The organism is Parasphingorhabdus cellanae (assembly GCF_017498565.1).
Lineage (GTDB): Bacteria > Pseudomonadota > Alphaproteobacteria > Sphingomonadales > Sphingomonadaceae > Parasphingorhabdus > Parasphingorhabdus cellanae.
In genome coordinates this window covers 2,627,148-2,651,621 of sequence record NZ_CP071794.1, presented here as the reverse complement: position 1 = coordinate 2,651,621, position 24,474 = coordinate 2,627,148, and the positions used below count along the sequence as shown (strand labels likewise).

General features: G+C 51.6%; 25 protein-coding genes. 15 read left to right on the top strand and 10 right to left on the bottom strand.

The annotated features are described in order from the left end of the window. The first annotated feature begins 24 nt into the window (after nucleotides 1-24). Together J4G78_RS12775 and J4G78_RS12770 are read left to right on the top strand one after the other, a co-directional pair. Nucleotides 25-480: a c-type cytochrome gene (locus tag J4G78_RS12775; RefSeq protein WP_207986918.1), complete on the top strand. Its 456-nt coding sequence runs from the start codon at nucleotides 25-27 to the stop codon at nucleotides 478-480. Continuing rightward, nucleotides 477-1,085 carry a nucleotidyltransferase family protein gene (locus J4G78_RS12770; protein WP_207986917.1) on the top strand — a complete coding sequence of 203 codons (609 nt, stop codon included), beginning with the start codon at nucleotides 477-479 and terminating at the stop codon, nucleotides 1,083-1,085. Before J4G78_RS12775 ends, J4G78_RS12770 begins: the two co-directional genes overlap by 4 nt. On the opposite strand, the gene J4G78_RS12765 is transcribed toward J4G78_RS12770, so the two are convergent. Further along, nucleotides 1,082-1,855 (bottom strand): hypothetical protein, encoded by a 774-nt coding sequence (locus J4G78_RS12765; RefSeq protein ID WP_207986916.1) that lies wholly within the window; start codon nucleotides 1,853-1,855, stop codon nucleotides 1,082-1,084. The genes J4G78_RS12770 and J4G78_RS12765 overlap by 4 nt on opposite strands. Beyond that, complete coding sequence (locus J4G78_RS12760) at nucleotides 1,852-2,493, bottom strand: queuosine precursor transporter (RefSeq protein WP_207986915.1); 642 nt, start codon at nucleotides 2,491-2,493, stop codon at nucleotides 1,852-1,854. Before J4G78_RS12760 ends, J4G78_RS12765 begins: the two co-directional genes overlap by 4 nt. Nucleotides 2,494-2,739: 246 nt before the next feature. Between J4G78_RS12760 and J4G78_RS12755 the strand changes: the two genes are divergently transcribed. From J4G78_RS12755 to J4G78_RS12735, 5 genes are all read left to right on the top strand, one after another. Then, a complete protein-coding gene (locus J4G78_RS12755; protein WP_310737211.1) occupies nucleotides 2,740-3,225 on the top strand; it encodes an LOG family protein in 486 nt (161 codons plus the stop codon). A 22-nt stretch (nucleotides 3,226-3,247) separates the two neighbouring features. Then, complete coding sequence (locus tag J4G78_RS12750) at nucleotides 3,248-4,483, top strand: NupC/NupG family nucleoside CNT transporter (protein WP_207986914.1); 1,236 nt, start codon at nucleotides 3,248-3,250, stop codon at nucleotides 4,481-4,483. 43 nt (nucleotides 4,484-4,526) lie between these two features. Next, nucleotides 4,527-5,471, top strand: coding sequence for an isopenicillin N synthase family dioxygenase (locus J4G78_RS12745; protein ID WP_207986913.1), 945 nt, complete (start codon nucleotides 4,527-4,529; stop codon nucleotides 5,469-5,471). Next, entirely contained in the window at nucleotides 5,468-6,088 is a 621-nt protein-coding gene (udk, locus tag J4G78_RS12740) for a uridine kinase (RefSeq protein WP_207986912.1), read from the top strand. Before J4G78_RS12745 ends, udk begins: the two co-directional genes overlap by 4 nt. 231 nt (nucleotides 6,089-6,319) lie before the next feature. Continuing rightward, the gene (locus tag J4G78_RS12735) at nucleotides 6,320-9,781 is read left to right on the top strand and encodes a TonB-dependent receptor (RefSeq protein ID WP_207986911.1); all 3,462 of its coding nucleotides are present in this window, start codon (nucleotides 6,320-6,322) and stop codon (nucleotides 9,779-9,781) included. Between the two features lie 257 nt (nucleotides 9,782-10,038). On the opposite strand, the gene J4G78_RS12730 is transcribed toward J4G78_RS12735, so the two are convergent. The 4 genes from J4G78_RS12730 to J4G78_RS12715 form a co-directional block, all read right to left on the bottom strand. Beyond that, nucleotides 10,039-10,569, bottom strand: a complete 531-nt coding sequence (locus J4G78_RS12730) for a CarD family transcriptional regulator (RefSeq protein ID WP_108811228.1) — start codon at nucleotides 10,567-10,569, stop codon at nucleotides 10,039-10,041. A 427-nt stretch (nucleotides 10,570-10,996) separates the two neighbouring features. Beyond that, nucleotides 10,997-11,335 carry a ferredoxin FdxA gene (gene fdxA, locus J4G78_RS12725; protein WP_207986910.1) on the bottom strand — a complete coding sequence of 113 codons (339 nt, stop codon included), beginning with the start codon at nucleotides 11,333-11,335 and terminating at the stop codon, nucleotides 10,997-10,999. A gap of 100 nt (nucleotides 11,336-11,435) precedes the next feature. Next, a complete protein-coding gene (locus J4G78_RS12720; protein ID WP_207986909.1) occupies nucleotides 11,436-11,738 on the bottom strand; it encodes an RNA-binding S4 domain-containing protein in 303 nt (100 codons plus the stop codon). A 9-nt stretch (nucleotides 11,739-11,747) separates the two neighbouring features. Beyond that, nucleotides 11,748-14,492, bottom strand: a complete 2,745-nt coding sequence (locus tag J4G78_RS12715; RefSeq protein ID WP_207986908.1) for a helicase-related protein — start codon at nucleotides 14,490-14,492, stop codon at nucleotides 11,748-11,750. Nucleotides 14,493-14,719: 227 nt separating this feature from the next. Here J4G78_RS12715 and J4G78_RS12710 point away from each other — a divergent pair, with 227 nt between their 5' ends. Then, nucleotides 14,720-16,294, top strand: a complete 1,575-nt coding sequence (locus J4G78_RS12710; RefSeq protein ID WP_375140340.1) for a M23 family metallopeptidase — start codon at nucleotides 14,720-14,722, stop codon at nucleotides 16,292-16,294. A gap of 11 nt (nucleotides 16,295-16,305) precedes the next feature. Here J4G78_RS12710 and J4G78_RS12705 read toward each other — a convergent pair whose 3' ends face one another. Continuing rightward, nucleotides 16,306-16,623: a hypothetical protein gene (locus J4G78_RS12705; protein WP_207986907.1), complete on the bottom strand. Its 318-nt coding sequence runs from the start codon at nucleotides 16,621-16,623 to the stop codon at nucleotides 16,306-16,308. 64 nt (nucleotides 16,624-16,687) lie between these two features. Beyond that, nucleotides 16,688-18,280 carry a caspase family protein gene (locus tag J4G78_RS12700; protein ID WP_207986906.1) on the bottom strand — a complete coding sequence of 531 codons (1,593 nt, stop codon included), beginning with the start codon at nucleotides 18,278-18,280 and terminating at the stop codon, nucleotides 16,688-16,690. Nucleotides 18,281-18,396: 116 nt separating this feature from the next. On the opposite strand from J4G78_RS12700, the gene hemB reads away from it, so the two are divergent. The 4 genes from hemB to J4G78_RS12680 are packed head-to-tail and all read left to right on the top strand — an operon-like array spanning nucleotide 18,397 to nucleotide 21,063. After that, nucleotides 18,397-19,398 carry a porphobilinogen synthase gene (gene hemB, locus J4G78_RS12695; protein ID WP_207986905.1) on the top strand — a complete coding sequence of 334 codons (1,002 nt, stop codon included), beginning with the start codon at nucleotides 18,397-18,399 and terminating at the stop codon, nucleotides 19,396-19,398. Further along, nucleotides 19,391-19,948, top strand: a complete 558-nt coding sequence (locus J4G78_RS12690; RefSeq protein WP_207986904.1) for a GNAT family N-acetyltransferase — start codon at nucleotides 19,391-19,393, stop codon at nucleotides 19,946-19,948. Before hemB ends, J4G78_RS12690 begins: the two co-directional genes overlap by 8 nt. Nucleotides 19,949-19,963: 15 nt before the next feature. Continuing rightward, a complete protein-coding gene (locus J4G78_RS12685) occupies nucleotides 19,964-20,509 on the top strand; it encodes a GNAT family N-acetyltransferase (protein WP_207986903.1) in 546 nt (181 codons plus the stop codon). Further along, a complete protein-coding gene (locus J4G78_RS12680; RefSeq protein ID WP_207986902.1) occupies nucleotides 20,506-21,063 on the top strand; it encodes a gamma carbonic anhydrase family protein in 558 nt (185 codons plus the stop codon). Before J4G78_RS12685 ends, J4G78_RS12680 begins: the two co-directional genes overlap by 4 nt. Before the next feature lie 9 nt (nucleotides 21,064-21,072). Here the strand turns inward: J4G78_RS12680 and J4G78_RS12675 are convergent, their stop codons facing one another. Beyond that, nucleotides 21,073-21,591, bottom strand: a complete 519-nt coding sequence (locus J4G78_RS12675; protein ID WP_207986901.1) for a hypothetical protein — start codon at nucleotides 21,589-21,591, stop codon at nucleotides 21,073-21,075. A gap of 230 nt (nucleotides 21,592-21,821) precedes the next feature. Here J4G78_RS12675 and rplU point away from each other — a divergent pair, with 230 nt between their 5' ends. The 3 genes from rplU (at nucleotide 21,822) to J4G78_RS12660 (ending at nucleotide 23,417) form a co-directional block, all read left to right on the top strand. Further along, nucleotides 21,822-22,367 carry a 50S ribosomal protein L21 gene (gene rplU, locus J4G78_RS12670; protein ID WP_207986900.1) on the top strand — a complete coding sequence of 182 codons (546 nt, stop codon included), beginning with the start codon at nucleotides 21,822-21,824 and terminating at the stop codon, nucleotides 22,365-22,367. A gap of 3 nt (nucleotides 22,368-22,370) precedes the next feature. Continuing rightward, complete coding sequence (gene rpmA / locus J4G78_RS12665; protein WP_108811240.1) at nucleotides 22,371-22,640, top strand: 50S ribosomal protein L27; 270 nt, start codon at nucleotides 22,371-22,373, stop codon at nucleotides 22,638-22,640. 225 nt (nucleotides 22,641-22,865) lie between these two features. Next, on the top strand, nucleotides 22,866-23,417 hold the full coding sequence (locus J4G78_RS12660; protein WP_207986899.1) for a GNAT family N-acetyltransferase: 552 nt from the start codon (nucleotides 22,866-22,868) through the stop codon (nucleotides 23,415-23,417). On the opposite strand, the gene J4G78_RS12655 is transcribed toward J4G78_RS12660, so the two are convergent. Beyond that, complete coding sequence (locus J4G78_RS12655; RefSeq protein ID WP_207986898.1) at nucleotides 23,414-24,388, bottom strand: metal-dependent hydrolase; 975 nt, start codon at nucleotides 24,386-24,388, stop codon at nucleotides 23,414-23,416. The two genes, J4G78_RS12660 and J4G78_RS12655, sit on opposite strands and share 4 nt — an antisense overlap. Between the last annotated feature and the right edge of the window lie 86 nt (nucleotides 24,389-24,474).

The window sequence follows — 24,474 nt, the reverse complement described above, 5'->3', positions numbered from 1 at the left end:
GCCGGCATTTGTAAGGAAAAAATGATGAAAGCAGTGCTTCGCGCATCCGCTCCGGTTTTGGTAATGGCGCTAGCCGCTTGCGGGACCGACCCCGCGCCGGGACCCACTGAACAGATTGTTGTTCGCGAACCCGGTGCAGCAGCCGATCCCGTTGGCGCACCGGACAGCGGCTTGATCGCTTCTGGTAAAGCGGCCTTCAATTCCTGTCTCGCTTGCCACGGTATCGACGAGGGCGGTGCCAATAAGGTCGGCCCGAATCTCCATGGCATTATCGGTCAAGCTGCTGGCAGTGTCGATGGTTTCGCCTATTCCGATGCGCTGGCATCTTCAGGGATCACTTGGACCAAAGAAGAATTGGACAGCTACATCGCAAATCCTGCCGCCAGGGTTCCCGGCACCACGATGATGGCCGGTGCTATCACCGACGCCGGACGGCGCGAAGCCATTATCGCCTATATTGAAGATGTTTCCGCTAATTGAGCGAAGCAGCAGACAATGAGATCATGTTGGCCGTGCTCGCTGCCGGCCAATCGCGCAGATTTGGTGATCAAGACAAGCTGACCGCATTGCTGCATGGTAGGATGCTGGGTCTCCATGCCGCTGACACCTTAACCCGAATAGCTTTTGATCGCCGCACCATCATCGCATCTGATCCAGGCCATCCCTGCGCCATTGGTTGGAGAGCAATGGGCTATGATATCATTCTCAACGAACATGCCGCAGAGGGGCAGTCGGCGTCAGTGCGGTGCGCAGCACAGCACGCAATGAAATACGGTGCCAGCGCGCTATACGTCTGTCTGGCTGACATGCCCTATATCGTTCATCAGCATATCCAGAAGCTGTCTCGGGCTTTTGACGATCATGACCACCAAAAGATCATTGCATCAGGCGAAGGCGATAAAGCGATGCCACCTGCTATTTTCCCATCTAGCGAATTTGGGACCCTTCAGGATTTACAGGGGGATCACGGTGCCAGAAAACTGTTACAAACAGCATATCGTGTTGCAGCGCCCGACGGCAGCTTGCTGGATATCGACACACCGCAAATATTGGCGACGGAAAACCAGAAAAATCCCAGAATTTAGCCAGAAAACAGCTCGGCAGCATTGATCAACTGAATATCGTCGCGTGTCTCCAATTGCTCCAGAAACCAATATTTGTGCCAAGCACCATAGAGGATCAAAATCCGCTTCTCCTGACCTTTTACATCATCCAGAGCCGCAGCGACTTTCTGAAAATGGGCCGCGTTGATAGTCTGCCAGCCGCCTGCTCCCAGATCATCACCGAACAGCTTTTCATAACTCTCCTGCCGCGCTTTTACGGCGTTGTCATAGGCCTGACTGTGAATGAACAACGGGTCATCTGAACGCCCGCGGACGGCTTGGTTGTAGGTAGTAATAGCAGCTTGATGCGCCGCCCAATCTTTCGCTCGAGACGGATCTTGTTTCACCCGAGCCAAAGTCGCACGCCGATCATCCGCGATGTTCTGTGTCCATGCTGCAACTGGGACCATTTCAAAATCCAACGCCTCACGCAGCGGGAAAACGACATCAATCAGTTCCGGAAAATCATCAGCGCGACTTTCCCGCACTTCACCAAACTGTTGGTAGTTAGCTGATGCCTTGGAAAAACGCTCAGTCGGCAGTTCAACCATGATAATCTCAGGATCAAACTTGGTAATCGCAGCGCGCAATACCGTCAGTGAATAACTCTCGCTGCGTCTATGTTGTCCATGGACCGCACCTATTACCGCAACGACATTCGTGCCCGGGGATGGCTCTGGTATTTCAGCCGGGGCCGAGCATGCAGTGATTACCGTCAGCAACCCGAACAGGCAGAGCTTGCCGAAATTCACTCCGCATCAAGCCGCTTGGCCAATCGTACAATGCCGTAGACCAGCGGCGGCACGAACACAGCAGATAATATGACTTTTGCCAACAGTTGCCCCGGCATGATTTTCATCAATGGCGCCACTCCATAAAAAGCGATGGTGATAAAAATAACGGTATCAACCGCTTGGCTAACAACCCCGGCAATCATGCTTCGCAGCCATAACAGCTTGCCGCCTTCTCCTTTCAGCCGGGTGATGATGAAAACATTGAGCAATTGGGATGTGCCGTAGGCGATAATCCCTGCAAACATCAGCCGGGTCGATTGATTGAGAATGATGTCAAAGGCAACGCGCTTTTCTTCTTCCCAGAATGACGCTGGCGGCAAGGCCAGAACTAGCTGGATTAATATCATCGACACGATGATCGGAACGAATCCGAACACAACTATTCGATTGCCCGTGGCACGTCCATAAACCTCGGCCACCGCTCCTGCCAGCACCACCAGCAGGATGAAAGCGAATATGCCTGCTTCAACCGCCAATGGCCCCAGCGCCACTAGTTTGTTGCCCAAAATTCCTGCCAGACTAGCCATTCCGCCATAGAGAACGCAAATGACGAAGAGGCCGCGTGGGATGTGCTTTGTTTCTGAGTTTGCTGTCATCTTCATTGCCTAGCGTGGTCACGACGGAAAAAAAAGCATCAAAAACAAACAGGAAAAAAGGAATCGTGACTCTCCACGATTTTCCTCTAGGGAGGAATCAATAAAGTTCTGGCTTAGCTAGCTGGACACGTCTGGGGGCGAAGGTCGGTCCAAAGGGGAATCTGTGCGAAGACTAGCGGTTTATTGTGGCGCGAGCGCTGGGGGGACCCCGTTTTCGCCGAGACAGCAAAAAAATTGGGCCAGATCATGGCTCAGCGGAACATCGATCTGGTCTTTGGCGGCGGACGTCTCGGCCTAATGGGTATTATTGCCGATGCAGTGCTTGATGGTGGCGGGAAAGTTTACGGCGTTATTCCTGAAATGCTGAAAGATCATGAGGTCGCTCATACCGGGCTGACTGAGCTGCACGTCGTTACGTCCATGCATGAGCGCAAAGCAAAAATGACGGAACTTACCGACGGTTTTGTTGCCATACCTGGCGGAATCGGGACGTTGGATGAACTGTTTGAAGCATGGACCTGGAAAGCACTGGGATATCACGGCAAGCCGATCGGGCTGCTCAACGTCAATGGCTACTGGGATTCTCTCACAATGTTTTTGGACAATGTCGCGGGCCATGGGTTTATGTCCTCAGCGCGCCGCGAACAGTTGATATTGAGCGATGATATCAATGAAATATTGGATCAGCTGACATCTGCATACACAGGTTCGAATGGGGAAGTGACGTGGTAAAATCAACCGGGACAACCCGCTAATGACCTCGATTCTGACAAGCATTGCCGGAATGGCGGTAATCCTTCTACTCGCTTTTTCCCTTTCAACCGGGCGCCGCAAAGTGCGTCTTCGTGTGGTCTCGGCAGCCTTTGCACTTCAGGCCGGGATTGCTGTGCTCGTACTTTATGTGCCAGCGGGTAAAGATATCATCCAAGCCATGTCTACTGGCGTTTCGAACCTCCTTGGATATGCAGCAGACGGCACGAATTTCATTTTTGGCCCGCTCGCAAACCCTGACATGGGCGGAAACAGCTTTGCCATCGCCGCACTGCCCGTCATCATCTTTTTCTCGGCTTTGATTTCAATTCTCTATTATCTCGGAGTGATGCAATTCATCATCAAATGGGTGGGTGGTGGAATCCAGAAAGTCACTGGAATATCGAAAGTTGAATCTCTTTGTGCCGCAGCGAATATTTTCGTTGGCCAATCGGAATCACCTCTAGTTATTCGTCCTTATCTAGCAAAGTTGACTGAGTCTCAGCTGTTTACGGTAATGAGTGTCGGCATGGCCGGGGTGGCTGGCACCATATTGGCCGCATATGCCTCGATGGGCATACGGATTGATTATCTTCTCGCCGCCGCTTTTATGTCGGCGCCTGGCGGTATCTTGATGGCAAAAATTATCATGCCTGATGATCCTGATGCCGAAGCACCGGAAGAACTGGTGGTTGCCGTGGACTATGAGGAAGAGAAACCGGCAAATATCATTATGGCCGCGTCTATGGGCGCGCAAACCGGTGTTAAAATTGCCGTAGCTGTTGGTGCCATGGTGCTCGCCTTTGTCGCGCTTGTGGCCTTGGCCAACGGTATATTGGGCGGCGTCGGAGGCTGGTTTGGTCAACCCAACCTTAGCTTCCAGCAGATTATCGGCTATGTCTTTGCGCCCATCATGTTCCTGCTGGGCGTACCTTGGGAAGAGGCTTTTGCAGCCGGCGGCCTGTTCGGAACCAAGGTGGTCTTGAACGAATTTGTGGCTTTTAGCGATCTGGGCAATATGGGTGATACATTGTCGCCCACTACCGTTGCGATCGTGACTTTTGCTTTATGCGGATTCGCTAACTTTCTGTCGATTGCTATTCAACTGGCCGTTACCGGCGGACTGGCACCCAATCAGCGCCCTGTAATTGCCCGCCTTGGTCTGAGAGCACTAGCCGCCGGATCGCTCGCCAATCTAATGAGTGCAGCCTTGGCCGGATTATTATTATCCCTGGGTTGAGTGGATAGATTGACAAAACGGATAAGCAGAGCATCATAGAAGCATGTCGCATACCAATGATACATTATCGTCTATCTCTCTTGCTTTGTCTGACAAAGACAAGGATGCTTTTTCATCACGCATCGGCCAGTCTTTTTCCGACTGGGGCTTTGCCATTATTTCAGATCACGGCATTCCGGATGAATTGATCGCAAAAGCCGAGCACATGTCCCGCGCGTTTTTCGCGTTGCCGGATGGTGTGAAACGCAAATATTATGTTCCCGGCGGCGGCGGTGCCCGCGGCTACACGCCTTTCGGTACAGAGGCGGCTAAAGATTCCAACATACACGACCTCAAGGAGTTCTGGCATATCGGTCGGCAGTTGCCGAGCGGACATGCGTTTGAACCGTTTATGAGTGACAATATTTGGCCGGAAGAAGTGGACGGCTTTCGCGAATGCTATCTTGAGCTGTTCGCTGCTTTTGACAAGGCGGGACAACGCATATTGGAAGGGATTGCACGCTTCCTGGGATTGGAGCCCAATTTCTTCGACGACACAGTGCGCGACGGTAACAGTATATTACGTCTCATCCATTATCCGCCGGTACCAGCTGATTCACCTGCCGTGCGCGCCGCAGCGCATGAAGATATCAACACCATTACCCTGCTTATCGGAGCAGAAGAAGCGGGGCTTGAGCTGCTGGACAAACAAGGCAATTGGCGCCCTGTGACTCCGAAACCAGGTGAGCTCGCCGTCAATATTGGCGATATGCTGCAACGACTGACCAACAACCGCTTGCCATCGACGACACACCGGGTAGTTAATCCGCCACCAGAACGGCGCGGACATTCGCGCTATTCGATGCCATTTTTCCTTCACTTCCGGCCAGACTATTTAATCGAGACTTTGCCGCAATCCATAGATGAGGATCATCCCAATCTCTATCCAGAGCCGATTACGGCCCATGATTATCTGATGGAACGTCTTCGCGAAATTGGATTGGTATGAGTCCAAAAGTTGTGGGGATTAGTGGCGGCAGCTGCTCAGGAAAATCGACACTGGCGGCTTATATCCATGGGACATTGGGCGCTGATCAATGCGTCATCCTGCCACAAGATGACTATTTTTTTGGTTATGGCGATGCCCCGGAAGGTAAGGGAGGTCCGAATTTCGATCACCCCGATGCGGTTGATTTTGACAAGATGCGCGCGCAACTATCTTTACTAAAACAGGGTCAATCAATTGACCGGCCGCTTTATGATTTTCCAACGCATATGCCCAAGATGGAAACGGAGCTTACCGAGCCACGGCAGATCATATTGGTCGACGGCATATTGATCCTGCACCACGCTCCCTTGCGGCAGCTATTTGATCTATCTGTTTTTGTGCGATGTGACAGCGCCATCCGATTTGAACGACGCCTAGAACGTGATGTCAGGGAACGCGGGCGCACGGCCGACTCGGTCCGAGAAGTTTTTCGCAGTCAGGTCGATCCGATGCACGAAAAATTTGTCGCGCCTTCACAGATGCATGCAGATATCGTGATAAATTCGCAACAGTCAAAAACAGTCGTTACGAGCGATTTTTCCGCTATTTTGGAATCAATAAATACTTTAATTCAATAAGATAGCTTCATTCCGCAGTGAAACTCGGCCATTTATCAACCGATTTTCCAAGCCCTTGATAAACTGTGGATAAAAATTAAATGCTGCAGCGCAAAACAAAGTCGTTGCGATTGAGACAAAACTGTCATTTTACGCCCCTAGGGAGCAGTTCGATTACATGGCGTTCAGGACGTTCACCGCGTCGCCGATCATGTCCATCACTGTAAAAGACCGCAAATGGGGAACCTTAACATGAAAATGAAATATCTATTGGCAGCCAGCGTTGTCAGCCTTTCCACAGCCGGCCTGATGGCCACTCCAGCCGCAGCGCAGCAGATTACATCTGGCGTCGAAGGTAAAGTTGCTGATGAAAGTGGTGCCGCCATTTCCGGCGCTACTGTCACAATCACCGATACTCGAACCGGTCAGAAAAGAACAATTTCTACTGGATCCAACGGCTTGTTTCGCGCTGAAACGCTTGTCACCGGTGGCCCTTACACAATTACGGCAACTGCACCGGGCTTCGAAGGCCAAACGGTTGAGAACCAGTTTTTGAACCTTCAAGGTAACACTGACTATACCTTTACGCTTGCATCTGGTTCTGAAGAAAATGTAATCGTCGTTACGGGTACACGTGCTGGTGTATCTCAACTTGCTGTGGGTCCTGGACAAGCGTTTGGGTTGGAAGCCTTAGAAGGATTCCCTTCAGTTACCCGCGATGTTCGCGATATAATAAAATTCAATCCGCTCGTATCGCTGGATCGGAGCAATGAAGTAGACGAAGTGTCCTGTTTGGGCGGAAACACTCGGTCGAATAGCTTCACTGTCGATGGCATATCTCAATCAGATTCTTTTGGCCTCAACAACACTCCCTTTGCCGCGCGTAATTCATTGCCGATTCCTTTTGATGCAATCCGCGAAACATCTGTTGAATTTGCGCCTTTTGATGTTGAGTATGGTCAATTCAGCGGCTGTGCAATTAACACTGTCACAAAATCCGGTGAGAATGACTTTCACGGCACGGCCTTTTTTACTTATACGGGCGATGGCCTGACGGGCGACACAGTGGATGGCCAAAACATTACACAGTCTCCTTTTGATCGCTATCGCTGGGGCGCAACGCTCTCTGGCCCAATCATTAAAGACAAGCTGTTCTTCTTCTTTGCTTATGAAGAAACCGATCTCGGCAATAGTCAAGACAACGGCCCGGCAGGAGCAGGATTTGCGAATGAGGCAGCTGGTGTCAATCAAGCGCAATTCGATGAAATTTCAGATGTGCTGAACACTGTTTATGGCATTGATACGGGCGAAATTGCTCGCACACTTCCCCAAACCGACCGACGCTTTTTTGGACGATTGGACTGGTTGATCAATGATGATCATCGTCTTGAAGTTACATATCAGAACCTTAAAGAAGGTCGGGTAGAAGAAGATGACTTTGATCAGCGCGACAGTGAAATTACTGGTGTAAATAGTTTCGAATTGGAAGGTACAGAATCGGATTATTACTCGGCTCGCCTCTATTCGCAATGGACAGATAACCTTTCCACTGAGTTGCGTGTGTCTCGCTCTGAAGTGAGTGATCTTCAAGGTCCTGTCGGCGGAGGCGAAGCACAATCAGATAATCCAATCAACCGCATTGTTGTCGGCATCGACAATAGCACAGATCTTGGCGGTGGTGTCATTGCTGGCAATGGTTCAGGTGTAGATGGTGCAGTTATTGCCGGTCCGGGAATTTTCCGTTCGGCTAACCAGTTGGACCGGCAAGTTGATCTGGTGAAATTTCAGGCTAACTATTCCGCTGGCGATCATGATATCAAAATTGGCACGGAATATAACAAGCTCGATATTTTCAATCTCTTTGCGATCAACGCAACAGGCACTCTATTCTTCCAGAATGTTGATGACTTGCGTGCTGGCCTGTTATCAGGTGGGACTGGCTTTACATCAGCTTTTTCCAGTCCAAGTGATGCTGCGAGCGGAAACATTGGTGGAGCGGTTATCGCTGCATCCCCTTCCGGCGATATTAACGAAGCAGCGGCTGATTGGTCACGGACGATCTGGTCATTTTATGCGCAGGATGATTGGCGTGTAAACGATAATCTGTCTGTTACGATTGGTATCAGAACCGATTTGTACAATGGCGATGCACCACGTGCCAATCCCAACTTTTTGTCTCGTTACGGCTTCACCAACCGCAATTCATTCAGCCGTCTGGATCCAGTTTTCCAGCCACGCGTTGCGTTCAACTATGGTTTCGACAATGACGGATTTCTCAGTAATTCTGTGCTGACTGGCGGTGTAGGTATCTACTCCGGCGGCGATCCCACTGTTTGGTTCTCAAACGCTTTCTCAAATAATGGCTTCTCTACCGCGGCAGCCAACAGCTTGGTCAGCGGCTGCGATCCATTGCGTGATGCCAATGGACAGATCGACGTAACCCCAGGTGGAACCTTTTCCGGTATCCCCGCCTGTGTTGTGGAAGCAGCATCTGCCACATCATCTGCCGGTTTGGCTGATACACAATCGACCGACCCTGATCTTAAAATCGCGACCGTGGTACGTGCCAATCTTGGCTTTGAGAGTGTTTTGAACTTCACCGGCAATGACGGGTTTTTTGACAACTGGAATATCAAGGCCGACTATATCTATAGCCGGTTCCGTAATCCTTATAACTTTGTCGATCTCTCCCAGGTTCCAAATCCAGCATTGGGTGTGAATGGCTTTACAGTGGACGGTCGTCCGATTCTGCGTGCAATTGATCCAGATGCCGCCGGATGTAATGCTGTTCTTTCTGGAACAGGCGGAACCCCGCCAACCTATACCGGTGTGACAGCTGAGTGTTTCTCAACCCGCCGGGACGACGAAATACAGTTCACCAATGCAGCGGGCTATAGCAGCCACGCATTTGGTCTCAGTCTGGGCAAACGTTTCTTGGGCGGCGTCTTTACTGAAGCGGGGTCGACCAAAATCAACCTTGGTTATGCTTTTGTTGATTCAAACAACCGACGGAACCTTGCGAGTTCTACCTCTACATCCAGCTTTGATAGCACGGCCGCGTTTGATCGCCAAAATCCTGCAGTTTCAACGTCAAATTTCGAAACCCGGCACCGGATCACTGCGCAGCTCGACTTCAAAGAATATTTCTTTGATGATTTTGCAACTCGGTTAGGATTTAGCTTCATTGCACAGTCAGGTCGCCCTTACAGTCTGACATTCGACAATCAGGGTGTATTTGCGGACAGCAGTTCAGGATCAGACAATGCGCTGCTTTACATTCCAACAGGCATCGACGATCCTAATCTGTCAGCAGCATCTGATCCGGCTGCCGTTCAAGCTCTGGTTGATTATGCAAACGGCTTGGGTTGTGCCCGCAACTTCCTCGGAAGCTCGATTAGCAGAAACACCTGCCGCAACGACTGGTCCTATGACCTTGACCTACGTATCAGTCAGGAAATCCCTGGTCCCGGTCGTTTGTTCGGTGTTGAAGATAAAATTCAAATCTTCGCTGATATCGACAATCTGTTGAATATTTTTGATAGCAGCGCCAACACCTTTCGTGATCGTTCAGACCGGGTGGAAGTTGCTGGTGGCGGCTTCGATGCAACGACAGGCCAATACATCATTAGTAGTTTCAATCCTGATGATGAAGAAAATGTCACAACCAGCTCATCATTGTGGCGGATTGTTCTAGGCGTGCGTTACGAATTCTAAAGCATTCAAGCTAACAAATTGGTTCAATTTTCAAAAACGGCGACGCTGCAAAGCGTCGCCGTTTTCATTTGTTGCAGCCTCCTAAAGCATTCTGTAGCTATATATATCTCTCAACAAACGGTAATTTCTCTATTTACCAAAACCCCTGCAAGGTAGCGATATTCTAGCAACCATCCTTATCTCGATGGGCACAAAAAAGGCCGCCCCATTTCTGGGACGGCCCTTGATGATATCAATTTGAAATCAGATCAGAGTGATCAGTCTTCCTTGACCTCATAATATTGCGGTGCCGCGATATTCAGGATCTCGAGAATTTTCGCCAGAGCGGTTGGCTCATCGGTTTCTTCCATCGCAGCCAATTCGCGAGCAAGACGGCTGGAGGCCGCTTCGAAAATCTGACGTTCGGAATAGCTTTGTTCTGGCTGATCATCAGCGCGGAAAAGATCGCGGGTTACCTCGGCAATAGAGACAAGATCACCCGAGTTGATCTTCGCTTCATATTCCTGGGCGCGGCGCGACCACATGGAGCGTTTTACCTTCGGTTTATCTTTTAGTGTTTCAAGCGCCTCTTTCAGCGTCTTGTCAGAAGACAGTTTGCGCATGCCGACGCCTTCTGCCTTGTTCATTGGTACACGCAACGTCATGCGCTCTTTTTCAAAACGCAGAACATAAAGTTCCAGTTGCATGCCCGCAATTTCTTCATTTTGCAGTTCGATCACACGGCCCACACCGTGTTTTGGGTAAACCACATAATCGCCCACATCAAAGGACAGCGTATTCGCAGCCATAAAAAGCCTTTCTTTCTCAATGGAAAAGAAGGATGATTCCAGTCAAATTTCTCAAAACCCCGACGAAAAAACCCTTTTGTTCATACATATAACGACCGAACACCCCCCGTGCCCAGCCGCTAACCGACACTAGTGTTAGCAGATTCGTCACAAAAAAGCAATTTATCGTTGCAACGCACAACTTTTATTGGACCTCAAGCGCCGGGCGCGGGCATCTGCCCACTTGGCTACGCGCCAATAAGGCGCGGCGGCCGGTCGGCCTTGCCTCGCTGCGCCCGGCTTGGTGATACCCCTGAAGGTCGCGCTGATCCGACGCATCGCGTCGGCAAGCGCGATCACGCGCCCGAGCTTATGCGAGGATAGCCAAGGGCACGGATGGGCCCGCCCGGCGCCTGAGGTTCAAAAAGAAATCCTCTAAAAAACTTTCTTAATCGCCTTCGCCGGGTTTCTCAGAGAAGTGCGCTTCAAACTTTCCTTCAACGCCTTTGAAGTCATCCGCATCAGCGGGTGGCTCGCGGCTGACGGTTATGTTCGGCCAGCTTTCGGAATATTTGGTATTCACTTCCAGCCACTTTTCCAGACCGTCTTCGGTATCCGGCAAAATTGCTTCGGCGGGACATTCTGGCTCACACACACCGCAGTCGATACATTCGCTGGGGTTAATGACGAGCATATTGTCACCTTCATAAAAACAGTCAACGGGGCAGACTTCCACGCAGTCCATATATTTGCATTTAATACATGCGTCGGTAACAACATAAGTCATCGGGTCGTCTACTCCATCTTACAGGCCGTTATATTTACGACCATCGATATCTGCTATTGCGCAAAATTGGGAACGTCAACAGTTGGTTTTCGGTCCTATTTCATTCACCAGTGCGCAGTCTTTCAAAACAGCTTTGCGCATCCGGCGCACTGCCGCGCCGCAGTGGCAACACTGCTATTCGGATGACATGCACTTCGCGGCCTTGCGGAATCGTTAAGATATCCCCCTGTCGGACCATCATATGCGCGCGATCCACCCGGCGACCGTTTAAACGGACATGGCCCTTATTGGCGAGTTTTTTTGCCATCGTCCGGTTGCCAGCAAAACGTAAATACCAAAGCAGCTTGTCGATCCTGAGCGCCAGAGGGTCAGGTTTTGTTTCAACAGCTGTTTTGCTTCTCAACGCCGCATCCTATTTTTTCATAGCCTTTTTCAGTTCCGCCAGTTCAGCAAAGGCACCGCCAGCGGTCGCTAAGACAGGCTCGGTCTTGCGTGAACCGGTACCAGATTTATTCGGCCGCTTGTTAGGGGGCTTCTTGTTGTAATTCTTATGATGCTTTCCTGAACGAGCCTTACCCATGCCCTTCCAACGCCAATATACTGCCGGCGCCTCAGGTTGAGTATCATCGTTTGACGCTAGAAAATCCTCTGACTCAACGGCGCCAGCTTTGCTGACGTCGTCTGTTACTGGTACGTCCGTTGCAGCTGCTTGCGATTCTTTCGTTTCATCCGGTTCAATAATCTGAGGTTTGTCCTCAGTTTTCACAAATCCAGCCATGTCGAGCAACGCTTCATGTATCTCCGTTGACAAACCAAGAGATGTAGCAAGCGCTGGGTCAATTGGAAAAACCGGTCCCGCCTGACGCGCCTCATGCGCCTGTTTGACAAGACGCTCGGCCATATCGACGCGCACATATTCATTGCCGATTTTTCGGAACCCCAATCGGCTGGCATGGTCTGGAGCTGCAAATTTCCAATCTTTAAGATGCACGGCATTATCGCCGGGTAGCGCAATCATGGGCTGCTCATCTAGCGCAGCGAACAGAGCATTGCGCCAGAGCACGGCGCCTGGCTTCATCAAGGCATGATGAAAGATGTCGAGGGCACCGAAAACTAGCCCACCACGCCGCGCTACACCGCGCATATCATTATCTAGCGCCCGAACTGCCTGATCAATTTGCCGCCGCATAATGATTCCACCGGCTTCGACGATCTGCGCAAATAACGCACGGACCGAGGCCGGTGTATTCGCATCATTGGCAAGCGCATCAATTTTGACGAGCCCTTCCAAATGCTTGGCCTTCATCGTCTCGACCCACTGCTTGACCCGTTCTTCTGCTTTTTTGCTATTTTCAGGTGAGATATCTTTAAGCGCGCGATCAAATTTAATTTCGGGATGGAGGAGATTCTTCCCCTTGGTCAGCAATGCAAGCTTCGCCTCTTGCCAATATATGACCGGCTGACCAGTTTCATCGGCGGCCAATGTCAATTCACTATCGGAGGCTTTTGCCAACGCGTCAGCTTTGTCGGTCATAATTGGTCCCAAATATCTTTCCGCTGCGGCAAGCAGCATCTTGCGGTCTTCTCTCCGGCTATCCGAAGGCACAATGAATTGGAAGCCCTTCAGCGTTCCAATTTCCAGTCCATCCACCAATACCGCGCCATCTGCTTCCAGTCCAACATCCTGTGGCAAGGCATCTTTCAGGAGCCCACGCATCAGGACGCGAGTGCGTTTGTCGACGAATCTCTGGGTCAGCTGATTGTGCATCGCATCACTCAGTCGCCGTTCCAATAGGCGGGTGCGATCCACCATCACGTCAGCTTGCTCGACCCAACGGGATTTTTGCGCAATATAGCTCCAGCTGCGAGCAGCAGATATGCGCGCGGCAAGAGTAGATATGTCGCCCTGGACATTTTCCAATCGAGAGATTTCCTGAGCCATACGGGCATGGGGAATGCGGCCGCTACCTTGAGCCAGATAAGACCATAGTGAAGCGACAAAACGCGCCTGATGATCCGCGCCTATCTTGCGAAAGTCGGGAATACACGCCGCTTCCCAAAGCAAACGCACCTGATCACGCCCCATTGCCAATCGGCTGACATTGGGATCCTGGGCCAGTCTTTTCAGGACAGCCAAATCAACCGCTTCAGGCGCGGGCTGCAACAGCCGGTCCTTTGGCTTTTCCTCCAATGATTGAATGAGCATTGTAACGCTTGACAAATCCGGGTCAGCATTACGCCAATAGAGCCATTCCAATCGTGGAAAGCTATGATCTTCTAGCCGCTCGATTTCTTCGGGCTCCAACTCGTCGGAAGATGCCAGTCCCGATAGCACTCCAAAACTGCCATCTTTTTGATGACGACCGGCGCGACCGGCAATTTGACCGATTTCTGAGAGCGTCAGGCGGCGACGGCGGCGGCCATCAAATTTTTTTAGAGCAGCAAATGCGACATGCGACACATCAAGATTTAGACCCATGCCAATTGCATCCGTGGCGACGAGATAGTCCACCTCGCCGTCCTGATACATTTTGACTTGCGCATTGCGGGTTTGCGGCGACAATGATCCCATTACAATCGCAGCCCCGCCATGCTGCCGCCGAAGCATTTCAGCGATCGCATAAACGTCCTCAACTGAAAATGCGACAATCGCGGAGCGTCGTGGTAACCGCGATAGCTTTCGTGGTCCGGCATAGCTCAGCGTTGAAAATCGTGGGCGCGAGATGATTTCAGCATCCGGTATCAACTGCTCAACCAATGGCCGCAAACTATCGGAGCCTAAGATCATTGTTTCATCCCGACCGCGTATATTCAGCATTCGGTCGGTAAAAATATGGCCGCGTTCAGGGTTTATACCCAGCTGTGCCTCGTCAATGGCCACAAAGCTGAAATCCCGGTCAATCGGCATCGCTTCAGCTGTGCAGAGGAACCAGCGCGCGGCCGGCGGAACAATTTTTTCCTCACCCGTAACCAAAGCCACGCGATTGACGCCTTTCAAAGCGACCACCCGATCATAAACTTCACGGGCCAGCAATCGCAGCGGAAAACCGATCATCCCACTGGAATGGGCACACATCCGCTCAACCGCCAAATGGGTTTTGCCGGTATTCGTTGGGCCAAGAACGGCGATAACAGGAGACTGGGAGAAGTCGGACATTTGCCTTACCTCACCGCATCTGCATCAAACAGGCAAGCAGATTCCTTATAAAATTGACCAGATTCTTGCCAATATAGTTGGATGTCTGCGATTTTACACGTTTTATCGCATAGCGTATGATCTGACCATGATCTTAATTTGACATTAACCCTATTCCTTCACAGAGAAAGAAACGATATTGTGACGGAGTTTTATCTTTGCGTATAAAAAGATAGCGTCGCCAAGGGGTGCATTTGTTCAAGAGTATCGACATGCTTGCCGATCAGGGAAACGGGGCTGCAGCCGTTGCAGCAGACCCACCTGCGCCGATATTCACCATGCCCGAAGCCTTGACCAGCGCTTTTGACGACTGGCGGGACCGGTTAAGTGATGTAGATTGGGTGCCGGACCTCGGGCGCGACATTGGTAGCCTGACTTGGCTTCGCGGTCTCGCCACTTTGGTTTTACTCTGCGGTATAGCAATCTCCTTTCTGCCAGATTTCGGCCCAATTAATGGCCATCAAAGTGCAGCGCTAACCGGTTTTCGTGCGGATCAAGCGCGATCGCAAACAATTGCCCCACTGGCTTATGGATCTGATACTGGCGTTCGAATGGCTGCTACGGATGCCGTGCGTCCATTGGCGCAAAGCCCGGAGCGCCCGTCTATTGAACTGGTTGCAACCTTAGGCCGCGGCGATAGCTTGCGGCGGGTATTGCAGCGTGCTGGTGTAGCCAATGCAGAAGCTCGCGAAGTAACGAATCTGGTTTCCAGTGCGGTGACTTTAGACGAAATCAAACCGGGCACAAAGATAGATGTAACCTTGGGTCGCCGGTCGTCTAAAAATCAGCCACGCCCTCTAGACCAGCTGGCGTTCCGGGCCAGATTTGATTTGAATCTCGAAATTCTCCGCAATGGTGATCAGCTAAAACTCAACCGTAAGCCGATCGTAGTAGACAATACGCCTCTGCGGATAAGAGGCACAGTCGGATCCAGCCTATATCGCTCCGCTCGCGCCGCTGGCGCGCCAGCAGAGGCAGTTCAAAAATATCTGCAGGTTATCGGAAAAAAAATGTCGGTCTCGCGTGATATCCGGTCGACCGACGAGTTTGACATCATTCTTGGTTATCGCCGCGCCGAAACCGGGGAAGTTGAGGTCGGTGATCTTCTTTACGCGGGCATTGAGCGCGATGGTAAGGCCAAAGCACAGATGCTAAAATGGGCAAGTGGTGGGCGTTCAAACTGGTTTGAAGCATCGGGCGTCGGCCAATCTCGCGGCGAGCTGGTTCGTCCCACCCGCGGTCGGAGGACATCTAATTACGGGATGCGTCGGCACCCCATATTGCGGTATAAAAGAATGCACAGCGGTATTGATTTTGGCGGCGGCTATGGGGCCCCGATCTATGCGGTCACCGATGGCAAGGTCACTTACGCCGGTCGCAAAGGCGGTTATGGCAAGTTTGTAAAAATCAAACATAGCGGCGGGCTTGCATCGGGCTATGCCCATATGAGCCGTATCGCGGTCAGCAATGGACGCAGCGTGCGCAAGGGGCAAATAATCGGCTATATCGGCTCAACGGGCTTATCGACTGGCCCTCATCTTCATTATGAACTGTATCGCAATGGCCGGACGATCAACCCCAACTCCGTGAAATTTGTTCAGCGGTCTGAGCTCAGCGGCAAAGAGTTGAAACGGTTCAAAAGCGAATTGCAGCGTCTGAAACAGGTAACGCCAGGTGCGGCCCTTGGAACACTGAAAAGTGCATCAACCGGTCCGAAAAAACAGCGCGAGATAAGTCGGCTGACGAAAGCCTCCATCAGCTAAAGCAGATAGTCTCAAATGCTGCCGAAGCAGATTTCACCGGCTGCTTCCAACTTTTCCTGAGGTGGGTTCATTTTCTCACCGATGCCATCAAGCTTTTCGTTGAGCTCTTTGGCCATACAGTCGCATAGAGGCGTAGCATCCGCTTCAGCCGCTCCTGCTTTTGTGGCTTCCGCTACACATCCCGCTACGAATTCTGTATTCCAGCTCTCGTTAAAATTCTTGTTAAACGCACCGGTCAGGCTGTTCTCGTCATCCGCACTACCGCATGCAGATAAAATGAACGTAGCGGTCAATACAGCTGGTACACGGAATAGATAATTGGATGGCATGAAAATTCCTTTATGTTTACGACTTGGATAGCCTGACCTTAGCTTGCCTTGCAAAGATCAATATTTACTGACTGCGTGGTTGAAAACCATTGTCGGTCAGCACCATGGCTTTCAAATCTACACCCATCTGGGTCTTGGTCATGTTGGAAACCCGATCAGAAATCTGTTTCATCAGTGTTGGATTGTTTTTGGCAGCATCAAGGCTGGTAGCCAGCACTAACGAATTCAGCAGCATCAAATCGCTCAATTCCTGTTTTCCAGCATCGGTTTGCGGTATTTGCTCTGGTGTCAGGATCAACAACTTGGCCATCTGATTGCGTAGTCCTTGGGCTTGTGCGGTGGTGGCTTCGGTGACCACACCGTTGGCAGCATCATGCAAAACCCCAATCAATAGACTAAAAGTATCAGCCATATTATTGGTGCGCATGCCATATTTATCAAACGCTTCCCGCTGCACCAAAGCGAACAGATCTTGCGAAGCGAGCAACAAACCAAAAACCTGTGCAGATGCAGGATCGCTCGTTTGCAGTTGCTTGATAAATGTATCGGACGTCTTACGGCGCACTGCCGCCGATGCCTTGAAATCAAATTCGCGGATCGTTGCTGCGTTAATGTTTGACCCGGAACCAACAGCGCCAGGGCCGATAACGTTGCTAAAACTCGGAATAGTGAATCCTTGAACGCCAGGCACCGATGCAGGCAGCGCATTGATCCTGGCAATATTTTCTTCCGCTAGTCCAGCGTAACGACCTTGTGGATATTGTTTGAGATACGACCGATAGGCTTTTTCGCTGTTCGCGCTTACCGCCCCTTGCCAAAATAACGCCTCGCCGGTTTCGGCGCTGACAGATGGAGCAAGCGCGGACGCAGCATTGCTGACTGCTGTCTGGTTTTTGCCAGGTACGAAATAAAATGCGTTACCTGACAAGGAACCATAGGTGAAAGGTTCTTGCTGACGGCCAGTTTTACGCAGGACATCGTCGCGGACGGAACGGAATAACAGGCTGATTTCCAGCCCAGGCTGGACCAACCGCCGTGCTAGCGCTTCGGCAAATGGGCTGTTCGCTCCATCACCATCTGCCGCCGTTGCACCGGCCTTAGCGGCATAAACGACAAGTGTTTCGCCTTCCGGTTCAATCGGCGCTAGGCCGCGACCTACCGAGCGATTACGCATTGTCCGCTGCATGCTTGAAATGAACGGGTTGTTTCGGCAGGCATCGAGTATAACGATCTTCAGCCGGCCGCCTTCGACCATCAACAGCGCTGTTTCGAGCCGGGTTGCCTCAATTTCCAGATCCCGGTCGCGTTGGAGCTCGGCATCAACAGGGATTAAATAATTTTGACCGCCTGCTTCAATGCCGTGCCCCGCGTAATATACCAAGGACACATCCGCGCCGTCCGACCTTTGTCCGAAATCCCGTAATTCAGATTCCAGTGCGGATTTGCTGAGATCATATTTGACATCAACATTATCGAACCCGGATTGTTTCAGCGATGCGGCAATCAACCGCGCATCGGATGCGGGATTGGCCAGAGACGATGCATTTTGATAGTCCGAGTTCGCAATAACCAGCGCGACCCGTTTGGCATTGGAGGGATTGGAGGCGATCGCAAATATAACGATTATGATGGTGAGTAGTCTGACAACCAGGTTCATCGCCGCTAGCGCTCCGCAAAAGTTTACAAAGGTGTAAAAGATACCATCCTTCGCTGCAAGCTGTTCAAAATGCTATTTCAATTGCCCTATAGTCGTACCGCTCTATATTGAGGTCTATGACCCAAACTCCGGCTTTCCCCCGCACCCGTCTGCGCCGCACTCGCACTTCTGCCTGGAGCAGAGCGATGGTTCGCGAAAATATTTTAACGCCGGCCGATCTGATCTGGCCCCTGTTCATTTCCGATGGGGACGAAGTTGAAGAGCCGATTGCTTCACTACCTGGTGTTTCGCGATGGTCAGTGGACCTTATTGTCGAGCGCGCTAAAGAGGCCCGCGACCTTGGCATTCCTTGCGTTGCTTTATTCCCCAACACGCCAACAGATAAGCGCAGCGACGATGGCGCAGAAGCGCTCAACGTGGACAATCTGATGTGCCGCGCAACCAAGGCGATAAAAGATGCTTTGGGCGACGACATTGGTGTGCTCACAGATGTAGCGCTCGACCCCTATACAGCCCATGGCCAGGACGGCTTGATTGACGCCGATGGCTATGTCGAGAACGACCGAACGCTCGATATGCTGACCAAGCAGGCGCTTAATCAAGCCAATGCTGGTGCGGATATCATTGCACCCTCTGACATGATGGACGGGCGGGTCGGTGCTATTCGCGACACGCTGGAATTAGCAAACCATCATAATGTGCAAATCATGTCTTATGCCGCCAAATATGCCAGCGCCTTTTACGGACCCTTCCGTGATGCTGTTGGTTCTAGCGGCACCCTGAAAGGCGACAAGAAAAGCTATCAGATGGACGCCGCCAACAGCGATGAAGCGATGCGCGAAATCGCGCTTGATATTGCCGAAGGGGCTGACAGCGTGATGGTCAAACCCGGCCTCGCCTATCTCGACATTATCTACCGCGCAAAGACTGAGTTTAATGTGCCAGTCTTTGCCTATCAGGTTTCCGGCGAATACGCGCTGGTCGCTGCCGGAGCCGCCGCCGGAATTGGCGACCGTGACGCCTTGATGATGGAAAAGCTGATCGCCTTCAAACGCGCTGGCTGTTCAGGTATACTCACCTATTTCGCCGCGGATGCGGCTCGGCTCCTCCATGGCTGATATCATTATCGAAACCGAACGGCTGCGTCTGCGCAATTGGCGGGATGAGGATATCGAACCATTTATGACGTATCTCAACACGCCTAAAGTCACGCGCTGGCTCGGCGGCGTGCAATCCCGAGAGAAATTTCTGGAAGCGGTTGAGAGGATCAGAGGCTACGACCGTGACTTTGGGCACACATTTTGGATCGTCGAACGCAAGTCCGATGATGCTCTGCTGGGTTTCTGCGGACTGAAGCGCGTCAACGCGCCGCAGCCGAAATTAACCGGAGCCTTTGAAATTGGTTGGCGGCTGCGAGAGGACGTCTGGGGACAAGGCTATGCCCGGGAGGCAGCGACCGCTGCGATGAGCGCTGCTTTTACACGACACAAAGCCCCCTTTGTTGTCGCGCTCACCGTTTCCGGCAATGAATCATCTTTGGGCCTTATGAAAAGGCTGGGCATGATACACCGGCCGGAACTGGACTTTCACGACCCTAATTATGGCGAAGAATTAAACCCGACGATCGTCTATCGGATCGAAGCCAAAGACTGGAAACCCGACACATGATCGATCCACTTCTCCATGGCTGAATTTCAATTGGAAACAGACCGATTAATCTTACGTGGATGGCGGGCGAATGATCTCGATATCTTCCATGCCATCAACAGCGATCCCAAGGTTAGAAGAACGCTGGGGCCCATCATGACACGCAAGCAAGTCGCCGACCTTATCTCCTGGCAGCAAGATTATCAGAAAGAAAATGGCCATTGTTTTTGGGCGTTGGAAACAAAAGCGGACAAAAAATTGATTGGTTGGTGCGGCATCATAAGAGGTGGTGAAGAAACGCCTGTACATGACAAGCTGGAAATCGGTTGGAGGATGGCTTTTGCGCAATGGGGCAATGGCTACGTGACCGAGGCAGCCCAAAAATGCTGCGAATGGGCTGCAGCAACATTCCCGGATGAACAAGTTTGGGCCATTACCAGCGAAAATAATAATCGCAGCAGAGCGGTTATGGAACGCTTGAATATGAAACATTTGCCAGAACTTGATTTCGACCATCCGAAAGTCGATCCACAGAGCGATCTGTTGCGCCATGTCACTTATCGTAAGGAAACATCCAAATGACCGATCCGCTTATCCTGCCGTTTAATGGCAAAACGCCGAAAATTCATGAATCGGCTTTCATTGCCCCGGGTTGCAAGATCATTGGCGATGTCGAAGTCGGTCCAGAGGCAAGCATCTGGTATAATTGCGTGATCCGCGCAGATGTGAACAAAATCACGATCGGAGCCCGCAGCAACATCCAGGACGGAACAACCGTTCACTGTGACAGTCCAACCTCGTTCACCCCCTATGGTTATCCAACCATTATTGGTGAAGACGTGTTGGTTGGTCATATGGTCATGCTCCATGGTTGCACGCTGGAAGACCGCGCCTTCGTCGGTTTGAGCACCACGGTCATGGATGGCTGTGTCATTGAAGGCGACGGGATGCTCGCCGCTGGCGCGACGCTGACGCCCAATAAACGAATCCCGACAGGACAGCTCTGGGCGGGATCACCAGCAAAATATATGCGCGACCTAACTGAGCAAGCAATCGAAGGTATGCGGTTGGGTGTTTCCCACTATGTTGAAAATGCCAAGGCCCATAAAGCGGCGGTCGAGGCAGCGTCAAATTAGACTGCAAATTTAGCGGATACGCGATTTCAATTTTTCGATCTCGTCTTGTTGCAATGAAACTTGCGCTTCAATCTGCTGACGCGATTTTGCTATCAACGCTGCCGCCCCTTTTTCTTCACCGGCAAATTCTTGATCGAGCCTTTGCATATAGAGCGAATCGATATCCGCCAGCGCTGATATGGACGGACTGCGGTCCATTTCCAGTGATGAAAGCTGCATCTGAGCCACTACCCATGATTCGCTTGACGGTGATGCGCCACGCGCTGCCGATATAGTTTGCTTCACTTTAGGGAGATCAGCCAAGAAAACTTGATGAGCCGCATTGCTTTGCCGCACGGCTGCATCCACGGCCTTTTTAAGCGCAGCGGGTAGCGCGTCTATTTCCTGAGCGGACGGTGCAACCGGCTCGTCTATTGCGGTGCCATCCTCATAAGCGCGCTTGGAAAGCGACGGAAAATCGCCCGATTGCATAGCGCATGCGGATAGTGACAAGCCAAGGGCGGGAACCAAAAAGGTGGATAATTTCATAAAAACATCTTTAGGCTGCGGTGATTGCTGCGGCAATGGTCTTTGCAATCCGCCTGCATTGCTGTCACGACACGACGGTGCGGACACAGAATTTTGGCCAAAAAATCGGCCAAGACTGGTTGACACAGCCATGTCCATCTAGTAGCTGCGCACTCTTTCCAGCGTGAGCCGAGAGACTCGCGTTTCCTTGCTTGCGCGCTGGAACCACAAGATTGAAACGGAAAAATGCCATGTTCGCAATAGTGCGCACCGGCGGTAAACAATATCGTGTTGCCGCAGGAGATATAATCGCAGTCGAAAAACTTGCTGGTGAAGCAGGTGATTCGGTAACCTTGGATGATGTTTTGCTGGCCGGTGAAGGCGCAGACATGAAAGACGTCAAAGGTCTGACCGTGGCTGCTGAAATTGTTGCGCAGGAAAAAGGCGAGAAGATCATTATCTTCAAGAAACGCCGCCGGCATAACTATCGCCGTAAAAATGGCCATCGTCAGCAGCACACTGTGCTGAAGATCAGCGCCATTGGTGATCAGAAAGCTGCGAAAAAAGCGGCGCCCAAGAAAGAAGCTGCCAAGCCTGCTGAAGACAAGCCGGCGGCTGAGAAAAAAGCAGCACCTGCTAAAAAGGAAACGGCCAAAAAGGCTCCGGCCAAGAAAGCTGCTGCAAAGCCAGCTGCTAAAAAGGCCGCTGCTAAAACAGAAGCAAAACCAGCCGCGGCGAAAAAAGCTCCGGCCAAGAAGCCAGCCGCTAAAAAGCCGGCTGCGAAGAAGAAGGACTAAACCATGGCACATAAGAAAGCAGGCGGTTCATCGCGTAACGGCCGTGATTCAGAAGGCCGCCGTTTAGGCGTCAAAAAATACGGCAGCGAAGCTGTTGTAGCTGGCAACATTATCATCCGCCAACGCGGAACCAAGACCCATCCGGGTCGCAATGTCGGTATGGGCAAGGACCACACCCTATTTGCGCTCATTGATGGCAAAGTGGAATTCCACAAGGGCAAGCTCGGCCGCAAATATGTGTCCGTTGACGCCATGGCGGAAGCCGCCGAATAACCGGACAATCGATAACGGGTTGTCCTTTGAGGGATGACCTGGATGGTTCGAAAGAACTTCCAAATTCAAGGGAGAGGGTCACCCCCTCTCCCTTTTTTTGTCTCTCCCTGTCGAAAATGTCACTGCCTTGTCATCCGCCCATAGTAGGAGCCGGTCAAACCAAAGCAGGGACGGTTAAATTTTGACTTTTTGGTCGCGAAACGGCCAAAACAACGGAGAGTCCCAATGTTTGCAAGAACACCAAGATTATTGTTGCGGCCAGGTTGGCCCGAAGATGCCGAAGCGTTGCATGATGCGATTAATGATGAAGCCATTGTCCGTAATCTTGCGAGTGCGCCTTGGCCCTATAGCCGGGATGATGCGGAAGACTTTCTTTCGCTTCCCCATGATCCCAAGAGCCCGCGCTGGTTGATTTACCGGCGGACGGCTGGTGCCCCTTGCTTGGTTGGGACTTGCGGTATTGATATGATGCCAGACGGTAGTGTCGAACTCGGCTATTGGATTGGCCGCGACCATTGGGGTCTAGGCTATGCTACGGAAGCCGCCCGCGCTGCATTGCAAACAGCCAAAGCGCTGGGGTACCGCCAGATTGTCGCCAGCCATTTCATCGACAATCCAGCTTCCGGGAACGTGTTGACCAAATTAGGTTTTCGTCGCACCGGGCGGACACAACCGCGGTTCAGCAAAGGACGCAGTTGTTCTGTCGCAGCAGTTGAATTCGAACTATCTCTGGAAAACGATATGGAATGCGACGTCGTGCGACCGCTAGCGGCTTAGGCCACTTTGGGTAGGCGCTTCTTTTTGCGGCGCTCACCCATTGTGGCGCCCGTCGCAGTGATATTTTCCGGTGCCTCAGGACTGTCCATAATCGCCGCCTCATATTCACTTTCGGCCAATTGAATAAGACCGCGATCATCTTTGTTCCAGGGATGAAAGCCTGGAAGGAAGAACAGGAACCAAGGGCCCAGCGTGCGACGAAACGGGGCCGGACTGACCAAAGCATAATGCGCAAAACCGAACCATGCGCGTGGACCGGAGATGCCGTCCTGCTTCAACAAATCAAAAATGCCCTTCGTGCGGTTTTTCGCGAACCCCAGCGAGATACGGATCATGAACGCTGACTGCGTGATCCATCGTTTCATTGGGCTCCAATCCCTCGTGGCATGCAACCAGGTATCATAAGCAACACCCTTGTGCTCAACTTCTTCCGATGCGTGCCAAAGCCACATCTTGCGCTGCTCTTCATCCGCATCGCGGAAATGAGCAGGATTTTCAATAAATTCGGCGGCCATGATTGCTGTGAGATGTTCCAAACATGTTGTCGCGACAAGCTGTCTGATGAGCGGCATGTTCCCTATCTTATCGATCACATCGGTCAGCGCCTGTTCAAGCCGAGTGAGGTCGAAATCGGTTTGCTCAATCTGTTTGTTGAAAAAAAGATGTTCTCGGCTATGCACCGCCTCCTGCTGCACAAAACCACGAATTTCGCGGGCAAGCTTTTCCGGAACCTCATCGCGATATTGCTTCAACACCTTCATGAAAAAGGTTTCACCTTTGGGAAAAGTGACCGACAATGCGTTGAAGAAAGCCGACGCATAAGGATCGCCACCGACCCAGCGGCGGCGCTCAATCACCGCAGTGGAGAAATGCCGGTTACGCGACTGAATATGCAGATCAGCAGGCGTGGCACTACCCACTATGGTTGCATCCGCAATCGCGGAATCTTGGCTTGATGGAACGTCGCCCATTTCTGTGTGAGGCCTCCTGGAATCCAATAGCTGTGCGACCAGTTTTTTGGTTAAGCAATCTCTAGATTAGGAGGGTTAACAAAATA

What these genes read in the sequence shown, in the direction of transcription:
- J4G78_RS12685 (WP_207986903.1), top strand. Translation starts at nt 19,964, where the DNA reads ATGGCTGAATTTCAATTGGAAACAGACCGATTAATCTTACGTGGATGG.
- J4G78_RS12745 (WP_207986913.1), top strand. Translation starts at nt 4,527, where the DNA reads ATGTCGCATACCAATGATACATTATCGTCTATCTCTCTTGCTTTGTCT.
- J4G78_RS12715 (WP_207986908.1), bottom strand. Translation starts at nt 14,492, where the DNA reads ATGTCCGACTTCTCCCAGTCTCCTGTTATCGCCGTTCTTGGCCCAACG.
- hemB (WP_207986905.1), top strand. Translation starts at nt 18,397, where the DNA reads ATGACCCAAACTCCGGCTTTCCCCCGCACCCGTCTGCGCCGCACTCGC.
- J4G78_RS12730 (WP_108811228.1), bottom strand. Translation starts at nt 10,569, where the DNA reads ATGGCTGCGAATACGCTGTCCTTTGATGTGGGCGATTATGTGGTTTAC.
- J4G78_RS12690 (WP_207986904.1), top strand. Translation starts at nt 19,391, where the DNA reads ATGGCTGATATCATTATCGAAACCGAACGGCTGCGTCTGCGCAATTGG.
- fdxA (WP_207986910.1), bottom strand. Translation starts at nt 11,335, where the DNA reads ATGACTTATGTTGTTACCGACGCATGTATTAAATGCAAATATATGGAC.
- J4G78_RS12700 (WP_207986906.1), bottom strand. Translation starts at nt 18,280, where the DNA reads ATGAACCTGGTTGTCAGACTACTCACCATCATAATCGTTATATTTGCG.
- rpmA (WP_108811240.1), top strand. Translation starts at nt 22,371, where the DNA reads ATGGCACATAAGAAAGCAGGCGGTTCATCGCGTAACGGCCGTGATTCA.
- J4G78_RS12675 (WP_207986901.1), bottom strand. Translation starts at nt 21,591, where the DNA reads ATGAAATTATCCACCTTTTTGGTTCCCGCCCTTGGCTTGTCACTATCC.
- J4G78_RS12775 (WP_207986918.1), top strand. Translation starts at nt 25, where the DNA reads ATGAAAGCAGTGCTTCGCGCATCCGCTCCGGTTTTGGTAATGGCGCTA.
- J4G78_RS12705 (WP_207986907.1), bottom strand. Translation starts at nt 16,623, where the DNA reads ATGCCATCCAATTATCTATTCCGTGTACCAGCTGTATTGACCGCTACG.
- J4G78_RS12660 (WP_207986899.1), top strand. Translation starts at nt 22,866, where the DNA reads ATGTTTGCAAGAACACCAAGATTATTGTTGCGGCCAGGTTGGCCCGAA.
- J4G78_RS12680 (WP_207986902.1), top strand. Translation starts at nt 20,506, where the DNA reads ATGACCGATCCGCTTATCCTGCCGTTTAATGGCAAAACGCCGAAAATT.
- udk (WP_207986912.1), top strand. Translation starts at nt 5,468, where the DNA reads ATGAGTCCAAAAGTTGTGGGGATTAGTGGCGGCAGCTGCTCAGGAAAA.
- J4G78_RS12735 (WP_207986911.1), top strand. Translation starts at nt 6,320, where the DNA reads ATGAAAATGAAATATCTATTGGCAGCCAGCGTTGTCAGCCTTTCCACA.
- J4G78_RS12755 (WP_310737211.1), top strand. Translation starts at nt 2,740, where the DNA reads ATGGCTCAGCGGAACATCGATCTGGTCTTTGGCGGCGGACGTCTCGGC.
- J4G78_RS12760 (WP_207986915.1), bottom strand. Translation starts at nt 2,493, where the DNA reads ATGACAGCAAACTCAGAAACAAAGCACATCCCACGCGGCCTCTTCGTC.
- J4G78_RS12750 (WP_207986914.1), top strand. Translation starts at nt 3,248, where the DNA reads ATGACCTCGATTCTGACAAGCATTGCCGGAATGGCGGTAATCCTTCTA.
- rplU (WP_207986900.1), top strand. Translation starts at nt 21,822, where the DNA reads ATGTTCGCAATAGTGCGCACCGGCGGTAAACAATATCGTGTTGCCGCA.
- J4G78_RS12655 (WP_207986898.1), bottom strand. Translation starts at nt 24,388, where the DNA reads ATGGGCGACGTTCCATCAAGCCAAGATTCCGCGATTGCGGATGCAACC.